Annotated in this window: 11 protein-coding genes; all 11 read right to left on the bottom strand. The window is 55.1% G+C overall.

Going from position 1 to position 11,379, the window contains the following annotated elements:
* Positions 1-21: 21 nt before the first annotated feature.
* Complete coding sequence (lpxB, locus tag ABVT35_RS09905; protein WP_368466169.1) at positions 22-1,224, bottom strand: lipid-A-disaccharide synthase; 1,203 nt, start codon at positions 1,222-1,224, stop codon at positions 22-24.
* Positions 1,221-2,120 carry an LpxI family protein gene (locus ABVT35_RS09900; RefSeq protein WP_368466168.1) on the bottom strand — a complete coding sequence of 300 codons (900 nt, stop codon included), beginning with the start codon at positions 2,118-2,120 and terminating at the stop codon, positions 1,221-1,223. Before ABVT35_RS09900 ends, lpxB begins: the two co-directional genes overlap by 4 nt.
* A gap of 5 nt (positions 2,121-2,125) precedes the next feature.
* The gene (gene lpxA / locus ABVT35_RS09895) at positions 2,126-2,938 is read right to left on the bottom strand and encodes an acyl-ACP--UDP-N-acetylglucosamine O-acyltransferase (RefSeq protein ID WP_368466167.1); all 813 of its coding nucleotides are present in this window, start codon (positions 2,936-2,938) and stop codon (positions 2,126-2,128) included.
* A complete protein-coding gene (gene fabZ / locus ABVT35_RS09890; protein WP_368466166.1) occupies positions 2,938-3,408 on the bottom strand; it encodes a 3-hydroxyacyl-ACP dehydratase FabZ in 471 nt (156 codons plus the stop codon). Before fabZ ends, lpxA begins: the two co-directional genes overlap by 1 nt.
* Positions 3,401-4,468 (bottom strand): UDP-3-O-(3-hydroxymyristoyl)glucosamine N-acyltransferase, encoded by a 1,068-nt coding sequence (gene lpxD / locus ABVT35_RS09885; RefSeq protein ID WP_368466165.1) that lies wholly within the window; start codon positions 4,466-4,468, stop codon positions 3,401-3,403. The genes fabZ and lpxD overlap by 8 nt, the downstream gene beginning before the upstream one ends.
* 98 nt (positions 4,469-4,566) lie before the next feature.
* Positions 4,567-6,891 (bottom strand): outer membrane protein assembly factor BamA, encoded by a 2,325-nt coding sequence (gene bamA / locus ABVT35_RS09880; RefSeq protein WP_368466164.1) that lies wholly within the window; start codon positions 6,889-6,891, stop codon positions 4,567-4,569.
* Positions 6,892-7,137: 246 nt separating this feature from the next.
* On the bottom strand, positions 7,138-8,271 hold the full coding sequence (gene rseP, locus ABVT35_RS09875; protein WP_368466163.1) for an RIP metalloprotease RseP: 1,134 nt from the start codon (positions 8,269-8,271) through the stop codon (positions 7,138-7,140).
* Positions 8,272-8,290: 19 nt separating this feature from the next.
* On the bottom strand, positions 8,291-9,130 hold the full coding sequence (locus tag ABVT35_RS09870; protein WP_368466162.1) for a phosphatidate cytidylyltransferase: 840 nt from the start codon (positions 9,128-9,130) through the stop codon (positions 8,291-8,293).
* Positions 9,130-9,855 carry an isoprenyl transferase gene (locus ABVT35_RS09865; protein WP_368466161.1) on the bottom strand — a complete coding sequence of 242 codons (726 nt, stop codon included), beginning with the start codon at positions 9,853-9,855 and terminating at the stop codon, positions 9,130-9,132. Before ABVT35_RS09865 ends, ABVT35_RS09870 begins: the two co-directional genes overlap by 1 nt.
* A gap of 58 nt (positions 9,856-9,913) precedes the next feature.
* Positions 9,914-10,474, bottom strand: coding sequence for a ribosome recycling factor (frr, locus tag ABVT35_RS09860; RefSeq protein ID WP_368466160.1), 561 nt, complete (start codon positions 10,472-10,474; stop codon positions 9,914-9,916).
* A 143-nt stretch (positions 10,475-10,617) separates the two neighbouring features.
* On the bottom strand, positions 10,618-11,340 hold the full coding sequence (gene pyrH, locus ABVT35_RS09855) for a UMP kinase (protein WP_368466159.1): 723 nt from the start codon (positions 11,338-11,340) through the stop codon (positions 10,618-10,620).
* Positions 11,341-11,379: the final 39 nt, after the last annotated feature.

Here is an 11,379-nt window from a genome sequence, read left to right as displayed (position 1 = left end):
CTGGCCCCGGAGCGCCCGGGGTCAGTTCCGATGGGAATTTTCAAGAATCCCGTTCACAACATCAGCCGCGATTTCTGCCGGTTGCCGATCGATTTGCATAGCATCGCGCACAGCGTCAAAACCGATCAGCATTTCTTCGCGCTCGGATGATTGATGCAACAGGCGCCCAAGGCGACGCGCAATCAGTGCAGGCCTGACGCTTTCATTAATGTACTCGTTGATGATCGGATAATCGGCAATGAAATTTGGCAACGCCACGGTCCACGCGGATACGCGTGACATAATCAGCTTGGCCAACGGGTCGAGCTTATAGGCCGAAATGCACGGTATCCCGGCAAGTGCGAGTTCCAGCAGCACCGTCCCGGATGCCGCCAGCGCGACATCGGCCTCTGAAAACGCTTTCCATTTATCCTCGGAGCTGGTCGTTACTTCTACAGGCACAGCCCAATCGGAAACAGAAGCGCGAATTGAAGCTTCGAGGCGCGGCAGCGTCGGAATCTGAAATCGCGTCTGCGGCATCCTCTCAGCAAGCAGGTGAACGGTTTGGGCAAAATCCGGCAGCAATCGTTTGATCTCGCCATTTCGCGATCCCGGAAGAACCAGACAAAGCGGTTTATCTGCAACCGGTTCGTTTTTGACGCGCTTCACCTTGCGGCGTTCCAGTTGCCTGGATATGGCCGCCCGCATGGAGGCGTCCGATGCCAGCCGATGTCCGACATAGGTCAATGGCGGACCGCCGAGTTGCGACACGATATCCGCCTCGAAGGGAAAAATTGAAAGAATGTGGTCGACATAGGCCGTCATTTTTGACGCCCGTTCCGGTTTCCATGCCCAGACGGTGGGACACACATAATTGACAACTGGAAGGTTAGGACGGGCCTTGCGTACTTTATTTGCGACGCGGTGACTGAAGGCCGGGCTGTCGATGATAACGAGCAGGTCCGGGTCGGCTTGGATGATTGCCTTGGTGGTCCGGTGAATATGCGTCAGCAATTTGGGAAGTCGGGCAACGATCGCGCTGACGCCGACGATCGACAGATCGTGATAATCGAAAAGCGACCGCAGCCCCTGCGCAGCCATGGCCTCCCCGCCGACACCGGTCAATTCAATCGCGCCGGGGCTCCGCCTTTTAGTCAGCGCTTCGATCAGATCCGCACCGAGAAGATCGCCGGACGGTTCCCCCGCGATAATTGCCAATTTGAGTTTTGGCGTAAATTCCGTCATTTCGGCGAGTCCGGATTTCCGGCTACCGGATTGTCCCGGTCGACACCCACCACAAACAAACCAAGCCGGTCGGCCTCTTCAACGACCAGATCACGTTCAAGAATGAATGCGCGGCCGGCATCAACCGCAATTCCAGACAGGCCGGCCGCGTGGGCGTTTCGGACAGTATCAGGGCCAACGGTCGGCAGGTCCGCCCGTTCGTCCTGCTGCGGCTTGCACAGTTTGACAAGAACCCCCATTCGATTGGCTGAAATTCGGCCTTTTTCGCGCAATTCGGCCACCCGCGTCAACATTGCGTCCGTCCCTTCCGCGCCCTCCAGCGCAACAATGCGTCCGCCCACTGCCACGGCGCCCTGCCCGACATCGAGTGCACCCAGCGCGTTCGCACCGGCGCAGCCTGCTGCGATATTGTCCCAGTCCTTGGCACCAGGTTTATTGTTTGTAAGAGAGCCCAATTGCGCCAGCAGGCCCGGAACCACTTCCTGCGCGCCCACAACACGGCAGCCCGACGCCTCAATAATCGAAATTACTGAGCGCAGTAACTTGTCGTCGCCCGCCTGCGAAAGGGCTCTGATTATGCGCGGAATAAACCGCAACAGCCGCAAAGGCGGCCGCAATTCTCCGATTTCCGGACGCCGGTTGACACCGCCCGACATGACGACCCGGTCGATATTGTTTTTGTTCAGGAGAGAAAATATTCGCGCAGCATCACCGAGCCCGGCGCGGGCCTGATCGAATTCAGCAGGTATATCGGAGGCCTCGCCCTCGAGAGCAATGATGAAGGGATTATCGCCATTGCCTCTGGCTGCGCGTGCAATGTCCAGCGGCAACCTGCCCCGTCCGGCAATAATGGCCAATCGCGCATTTCCTTCAGGCTGTTGGCCGCCCGGCTTCATCGGGACTACACCCTTTTTTCCTTTGCGGCAGAAGCGAGCCCCCGATGGCTTTCCCCATCGATGAATTCAAAAAGATCTGCCAACACCGGAATATTCTCATATTCGTCCCTGATGACCGCAAGATTTCCCCGCACTGTTCCTTCACCGTGGAATATCTGTTTGAAGGCACGGCGGACAGTGTGAATCTCAGCCTTGTCCATCCCGGACCTAGACATGCCGATAATGTTCAGTCCGCCCAATATCCCGGGGTTTCCGTTCAGCATTCCGAACGGAATGACATCAAGGCTGCAGGCGGCGAGGCCTCCTATGAAAGCATGGTGTCCGATACGGCAGAACTGATGGACTGCGGCACCGCCGCCCATTATGACCCTGTCGCCAACCGTAACGTGGCCGCCAAGCATGACATTGTTGGAAAGGATCACGTGGCTGCCAACATGGCAATCATGCGCGACATGAGAATATGCAAGGAACAGCGAATTGTCGCCAACTGTCGTCCGACCGCCCGCATCGGGCATGCCGGTGTGCATCGTCACGCCTTCGCGGATCACACAATCTGTACCAATATGAAGCTCGGTTTCCTCTCCACGGTATTTCACATTCTGCGGCTCGGCACCAAGGGCCGCTCCGTGGAAAACCGACGTTCCTGCTCCTACCGTAGTTTTGCCGGTGACGACGACGTGGCTGAAAAGGCGAACCCCCTTGTCCAGCGTGGCGGCTGAACCGACGAAGCAAAACGGGCCGATCTCAACATTTTCACCGATATTCGCTCCGTCCTCGATGACGGATGTAGGATGAATTCTGGCGGAAGCCGCGATCATTATGCATTACCTTCTTCAGCCACAAGCATCGCGCCGACGTCAGCTTCAGCCACCTTTGTTCCATCCACTATTGCATCGCAATGGAACTTCCAGATAGTTCCACGCTGCTTTATTTTATTGACATGATATTCAACACGATCGCCCGGAAGAACCGGCTTTCTGAACCGTGCATTGTCGATCGTCATGAAGTACACCAGATTTGACTTGGCTTCTTGCGTGCGGGCGCAAATCGCACCAGCAGTCTGCGCCATGCCTTCTATCAGCAGCACACCAGGCATTACCGGATTTGAAGGAAAGTGTCCGGTGAATTGCGGTTCGTTTGCCGTCACGTTTTTGATGCCGGTCGCCGAATTGTCCGCGTCTATGTCGATGATCCTGTCGACCAGCAAAAACGGATAGCGATGCGGCAACAATTCCATGATCTCGTATAGATCAGCGCTTTCAAGCACATTGCTGTTATCGTCACTCATTTGCCGTACCCTTTTTCTTCCCTTTTCTGCCGAAAGCTCTTGCGTTCAATTCTGCCACATCTTTCAAAAACGCCCTCATGGGGCGTGCGGGTATTCCACCCCATCTTGCACCGGGTGGAACGTCGCCGGCGACTGCGCTCATGCCTGCTATCTGCGCACCATTTCCGATTGTCAGATGGCCATTAACGCCGACATTGCCGCCAAGCATGACACCATCGCCGATCGTCACGCTGCCGGAAATGCCAACCTGGCTTACAATGACGCAGAATCGGCCAATTCGGACGTTGTGACCAACCTGGACCAGATTGTCGATTTTGGTTCCTTCACCGATGACAGTATCATCAAGCGCACCACGGTCGATCGTCGTGTTGGCTCCAATTTCCACATTGTCCTGCACGATTACGCGGCCAATCTGAACGATTTTCAAGAGCCCCGTCTCGGTGGGCGCATATCCAAATCCGTCCTGGCCAATCCGAACCCCTGGATGGAGCACCACGTTGTTGCCAATCAAAGCGTGTTGAACCGTAACACCTGCTGACAAGACACAGTTCCTGCCAATACGGCAACCCGGACCAATTACAGAGCCCGGACCAATCGCCGTTCCAGACCCGATCTGCGCCCCCGCTCCGATGACTGCCCCAGCTTCAACGACCACATCATCATCTTCGAGGTGGGCATCCGGATGAATGCTGGCCTGCGCAGAAAGCCTTTCGGTGACACAGTAGCCCTGGGGCTTCTGAGCGTCGGGATATAGAAGCTGCGCTGCCCGGGCAAAAGCAATTTGTGGTTTGGAAGCCACCAGGGTGGCGCATTTGGCGGGCACCAGCTGCGCCAGGTTCGGCGGACATATGACTGCCATAGCCTTAAGCTCGGCAAGCCAGTCGGCATGTTTTTTGGACGCAATATATGTAAGGTCAGCGGCTGTGGCGCGCGATAGCGGCGCAACACCTGTTACAGTGCTGTCGGATGCCGATGCGTCAATGAGCTCCGCACCAATAGCCTCTGCCAACTCGGAGAGTTTGATACCGCCGTGCCGGGGAAAAAAGCGACAATCTTCCATCTTACAAGAACTCAGGGCCCGTCATACCGAGACAGGCCCTGCCACTAGGTAGTGCGATCAGCGCATCGCGCGCCTGGCACCGACCGAATTGTTTACTATCAGAACCGTCCGGATGTACCGAAGCGGAACGTTTGCGTCTTGTCGAAGGGCTCCTTGACGACAGGGAAACCGAAATCGACCCGCAGTGGCCCAAATGGCGATGCCCAGATGACACTACCGCCCACAGACGCACGCCACTGCATGTCCAGGCCGTTGACTGTGGTTCCGGCCAGATTCAGATCGCTTCCGTAAAGGGTTGCCGCATCGGCGAATACGGCACCACGCAAGCCGAAGTCACGCGGCAGGATTGGCAACGGGAAGCCAACTTCTGCCGAAGCGTTGAAGAATGTCGTGCCACCGAGCGCGTCGCCATTGGTATCGCGCGGGCCAATGCCCTGCGAATCGAAACCACGGATTGTTTCGCCACCGATGAACAGCTGGTCAAACACACGCAGCTGCCCAGATGTCGACGCGACATATCCACCGCCCGCGGTCACCGATCCTATGATGTCGCCATAATCCGACAGCGGATGAAAATATGTACCTTTACCCGTTATCTTGACGAACTTCGCGTCTCCGCCAACACCGGCAAATTCACCAGTCATCCGGGCAAAGATACCTTCACGAGGCAGGGTCTTGTCATCAATGGTGTCATAGATGAGCGAGTTTGAGATCGAAGATTTGATCCAAGGACTGTTGTTGATCGCATCCTGGATAGGCGTCGAGAATGTCGCGCCAGCTTCAGGTGTATACTTCTCCTGAGAGTAGGTATAGGCCAGAACAGTTCTCACACGGTCCGTAATCGGGGCTGCAACCCTGAATGTGACCGACGTCGTTTCGATATCGTAATTGTCCTGCGAAGTATCTTCGGTCCGTGCGACGTCAAATCCGGCGGCCAACCGGTATCCCAGGAAATAGGGCTCGGTGAACGAGAAGGTATAGCTGCGGGTGTTCTGCCCACCACCGACGGCAATCTTGATATACTGGCCACGACCGAGGAAGTTTCTCTCGGTGATGCCAATTTCGGCGGTCGCACCAGTAGAACCAGTGGAATATCCGGCGCCTATCGAGAATTCACCCGTTGACTGGTCGCGCACGTCCACAATCACCACAACACGGTCCGGCTCAGATCCAGGGGACGTGGTTATGTTCACGGATTTAAAGTAGCCAAGCGCCTCAAGCCGCCTTTTGGCGCGACGCACAAGCACCTGGTTGAAGGCATCGCCTTCACTGATGTCAAATTCACGCCGGATCACGTAGTCCGAGGTTCGGGTGTTTCCGCGAATCTCAATACGCTCGATATAGGCGCGCTGCCCCTGATCAATCAGGTAGGTGACCGATATGGTGCGGTTGGCAAAATCACGATTGCCGCGCGGCGTAATCTGAGCAAATGGGTAACCGTCAGCAGCAGCAGCCTCGGAAATAGAAATGATCGACTCTTCAACCTTCTCAGCACTGTAAACAGCACCGGTTCGGCTTTGGAGATGTCGTCTGGCGGCTTCGGCATCAATACCAGCTACAGTGCTTTCAACTTCGATGTCGCCAAATGTGTAGCGCTCGCCTTCATCAATCGTGATGGTAATGACATAGTCGTTGCTTGCCGGATCAAGATCTGCCGTCGACGAGATGATGCGGAAGTCTGCATATCCGCGGTTATAATAAAACCGGCGAAGCAGCTCTTCGTCCGCTCTCAGCTTGTCCGGATCGTACACGTCCTTGCGTGACAGGAATGACAGGATCCCGGAACGCTTCGTAGCGATAACATCCGCCAGACGGCCATCAGAATAGGCTTTGTTTCCGACAAAATTGATCTGGGCGATCTTGGTGCGATCACCTTCGCTGATTTCAAAAGCGATATTAACGCGGCCACCGGACAGGTTGACGACCTGAGTCGTAACGGTGGCATCACTCCGGCCGATTCGGTCATAGGCATCGCGAATCGCGTCGACGTCGTACTCAACTGTGATCTCGTCATACGGCCCAAGCGGCTTTGACTGGACCAGGGCTTCGAGCTGCTTGTCCTTGATCTTCTTGTTTCCGTTGAAGACGATCTGGTTGATGATCAGGTTCTCATCAACGTCCACAACCAGCGAATTGCCACGCTGATTTATCTGTACATCGGAAAAAAGTTGTGTCGCGTAGAGGCGTTTGATCGACTCGTCGATATCGGATTTATTGAAGTTTATCCCGGGCTTAATCGTAATGTTGCCGCGCACGGTCTCAGCATCGACCCGTTGGTTTCCCCTAACCACGATGGTGCTGACAACGGCGGCTTGAGCTGTCACCGATGAAGCTACAAAAGCCACCCCCGCTCCGCTCACTACTATACAAAACGAGAGCGCAAGCGCAGATAATGCGCCTAGTAAATTTGAACCGGCCTTCATTGGCTTGTTTTACCCTTTATCCCAACGTCCCCAAAGCGATCAGAAAGGCGATTCCTGCCTCCCCGCCGTTTTACAGTGTTTTGCGCCACAAGCAAGCCACTGAGCTAATTTCTGTTTACTAACTGTCAACAAGTGGCGATTTCGCAACGCAAGGCCTCAAAACATGCCTAACAAATTGTTAACAGCGTGAATAACTTCGCGAGCGCCACTCAAATTCAACCAATAATTACAAATGCATGCAATTAGCTAGCCGAATAACATTGTTACATCGTTCCACGTGGCAAATAGCATCAGCATCAAAACCAGACTCAGACCGATTTTGAAGGCGATTTCCTGAGCCCTTTCACCCACAGGTTTGCCTCGCACAATCTCGATCGCATAGAAGACAAGATGCCCGCCATCGAGCATCGGAATAGGCAGAAGATTCAAGAATCCAATAGAGACCGACAGGACCGCTGCCAGCTGCAAAAGCGCCCCAATACCAAGTGTCGCCACCTGGCCGGAGACCTGCGCAACGCGGATGGGGCCACCAAGCTGATCCGGCTTTTCGCGCCCGATAATGATATTGCCGATATACCCGACGGTTCGCGCAACGATATACCAGCTTGCGCTCACTCCCTCGCCTACGGCCTGGACAGGGCCGAGTTCGAGTCGGCGAAAATTGGCAGTGGAAGCATCGGTCACTACCCCGATCAGGCCAACTTCCATCTTGTTTCCGAACTGATCCTCAATCTCAGATCGGCGCGGCACAATCGGTATCTCGATGATTTGGCCTTCGCGATCGAGCGTGAGCGTAATCGGCACCTCCGGCCTCGGTGACACATAGCGACGTATGTCTTCAAATGTGATCACCGGAGTGCCATCCAATGCCCTCACGATATCACCTGGCTGCAGTCCGGCCTCTTCTGCTGCACTGCCTGGCTGAACCTGTGCTATGACGGGATCCGCCACAGGTTTGCCGAACAGGCTGAACATGACTGCAAATATCGCAATCGCTAGAATGAAATTGGCGACAGGCCCAGCCGCAACTGTGGCAACCCGCTTCCAGACGTTAGCGCCGGCGAAGGAACGGGAACGGTCCGCTTCGCTCATCGCATTGACACCGTCGAAATCCGTCGCGCTGGCAGCGTTCTCGTCTCCGAAAAACTTGACATAACCGCCCAGGGGCACTGCCGACAGCCGCCACCTGGTCCCATGTTTGTCATTGAAACCAGCAAGTTCCGGCCCGAAACCGACTGAAAATGTCATGATGCGGATGCCGCACCAGCGTCCAACCAGGTAGTGCCCCATTTCGTGTACGAATACGACCAGCGTCAGCACAATCAAAAATGGGACGATATAGCCGATCAAAAAGCTGTAAATCGAAACGAAAAATTCCATTCTATAAGTCCCTAAATCTTCAGGGCCCAAGCAGCTGCAACGCTATTCCGTTGCCACCTTCAGGCGAGATTTGGTGTCCCGGAAGCGCTATACCTATAACATAGGCCGAGAAAGCGGCGAAAATGACGCTGTCTACCCGGTCCATTACACCGCCATGACCCGGAATCAGAGCACCGGAATCCTTGACCCCGAAGCGCCGTTTGAAGCCGGATTCGAACAGATCACCCATTTGACCGGCAACAGATAAGATCGCAGCCAGCAGAGCCACCCAGACAAGGCTCGAATTCGTCAGCATTGCCGCCGCTATGGTCCCAATCACTATGCCACCGACCAGACCACTGAAAAAACCTGACCAGGTCTTCTTGGGTGAAATCGAAGGTGCAAGCTTCGCCCCCCCAAAGCGCCGCCCTCCAAAAAAGGCAAAGACATCGGTCGACCAGATCACGGCAAAAAGGAATATCAGTGCAGCAAAACCATATGCACCCGAATCGCGCAACTCGGCAAAGGCGACGCCAAAAAAACCAGAATAAATGATGCCCACCGCAGGCCAGTAGTCCCTGCCCTCAAGAGCCCGCAAGAGAAGTGCCAGCACAGCGCCTGCGGCGGTCACTGCTATGCCGACGCTGCCCCAACCGGCGAGAATACACAATCCGGCAACAGCAATAGTGCAGCAGCCGATCCCCCAAATCGCCATACTAAGCGATTTCGTCTGTACAATCCGAAACCACTCGAAAAACACAAGCGCCATGATGGTGATGGAAAGGAGTTTGAAAGCGAGGCCGCCGTACCAGGTCAGTGCGAGAACGACCAAACCCAATGTTACGCCTGATGCCGTTCTTACAAATACTTCACTTTGCATCAGGAACCCAGCGCCAGATCACGCTCGGCCACATTGCCAAAGCGCCGGTCGCGGCTGCCAAATTCGCGCAGAGCATCTTCAAATGAAGCGCGGTCGAAATCCGGCCACAAACAGGGCAGGAAAACAAACTCCGCATAGGCCGCCTGCCAGATCAGAAAATTGGAAATACGCTGTTCGCCGCTCGTCCGAATAATCATATCCGGATCGGGTATGTCAGCTGTATCCAGTGCGGCGCTGATCGTTTCTTCACATATGCTTGCCGGGTCGATCTCGCCGCGGGCCGCCTTTGAGGCCAACAGGCGCGCCGCACGCGCAATATCGTCCCTGCCGCCATAGTTGAACGCGATTATGAGTTCGAGCGCACGGTTGTTACGGGTAAGGTCTTCAGCCTCTGTGAGCAGCGCCAAGATGTCGTGTTTCAGGGTCTGGCGGTCACCGATGATGCGAACCCGCACATTCTCGCGGTGCAATTCGGCTAGATCTCTGCGGATAAACACCTTAAGCAAGCCCATTAGATCGTTGACTTCGTCCTCAGGGCGTCGCCAGTTTTCCGACGAAAATGCGAATAATGTCAGGTACTTCACGCCAAGCTCACCCGCAGACCTGACGGCCCCGCGCACAGCTTCAACACCCTTTCGATGGCCGGAAGTCCGCGTTTGGCCACGTCTTTCGGCCCATCGTCCATTGCCATCCATAATAATGGCGACATGTTGAGGCGTGTTCAAAGATCGAGCCCTGCCCTAAGCTTCAAGACGGATTTTCGCCAAGGATTCGTTCGGCACGTTATACCTGCATGATTTCTGCTTCTTTGTCATTGAGAAGCCGGTCCAATTCCGCAATCATCTCGTCGGTCAGCTTTTGAACCTGGTCTGCCTGGGTGTGGTGCTCGTCCTCACTGAGGTTGCCGTCCTTTTCTGCCTTTTTAAGAGCGTCCATTCCGTCGCGACGCACATGCCGGATAGCCACACGGCCATTTTCAGCATAGTTGTGTGCAACCTTCACGAGCTCCTTTCGTCGCTCCTCGTTGAGTTCCGGCAGCGGTATGCGCAAATTGCTACCGTCAGTGACCGGATTCAGGCCGAGGTTTGATTCGCGGATCGCTTTCTCAACGGCGCCGACCATGGATTTGTCCCAAACCGACACCATAATCATACGCGCTTCGGGAACGGAGATATTGGCGACCTGATTGAGCGGCATTTTTGTCCCATAGGCGTCCACTGATACGGGATCGAGGACATTCGCCGATGCTCTGCCGGTTCGCAGTGCGGCAATATCACTTTTGAAAGCCGATATCGCACCATCCATACGGCGCCTGAGATCGGCAAAATCTGCACCTTCGCTCATCGTCTGAAACTCTCCAATCCATTACGGGTCAGCAACAGCAACCCGAACTTACCTTACACCACGCCTAACAGCCCTGACACAACAAGTACAGATCGACGCAAACCTGGAATTCCGCGCATCCCTAGGGCGGGCAATTGCCGCTATCAGCTGTCGTTAACAACAGTGGCACGTCCACCGCCGTTCAGGATCGCCGCGAATCCTCCCTTTTCGTGAATGGAAAATACAATAATCGGAATAGCATTTTCCCTGGCCAAGGCTACTGCTGCAACGTCCATCACTGCAAGCCCCTTATCGAGCACTTCGTCATGAGTCAGTGTGTCATATCGGCGGGCATCCGGATTTTTCTTCGGATCATCCGAATAAATGCCATCGACCTGGGTTCCCTTGAATATCGCCTCAGCGCCCATTTCGGCCGCCCTGAGTGCCGCAGCAGAATCGGTCGTGAAGAACGGATTGCCTGTTCCCCCGGCAAAGATCACCACTCGACCCTTTTCGAGGTGATGAAGTGCGGCGCGCTGAGAAAAGCTCTGGCAGATTTCCGGCATTGCAATGGCGGACAGGACTTCTGTGTCGATGCCAAGCTTGCGAAGCGACGTTGCAAGCGCCAGTGCGTTAATGACGGTGGCCAGCATACCCATGTGGTCACCGGTGACCCGGTCACCGCCTTTTGAAGCAACGGCTACGCCGCGGAAGATGTTTCCACCGCCAACCACGACACCGACCTCCACACCCATGGCGCGCGCTTCAGCAATGTCGGAAGCGATTCGATCGGCAACGGCCACATCAATGCCGAATCCCTGTTCCCCCATCAGGGCTTCACCGGAGGCTTTCAGGAGAACACGTTTGTAGATGGGTTTTTGGGACATTTGACTTTCCGTGAGCTGCATTGAAAGCCGGATACACGA

The sequence above is a fragment of the Hoeflea sp. TYP-13 genome (assembly GCF_040932035.1).
Taxonomy (GTDB): Bacteria; Pseudomonadota; Alphaproteobacteria; order Rhizobiales; family Rhizobiaceae; genus Hoeflea_A.
This window is presented reverse-complemented; position numbering and strand designations above follow the sequence as displayed.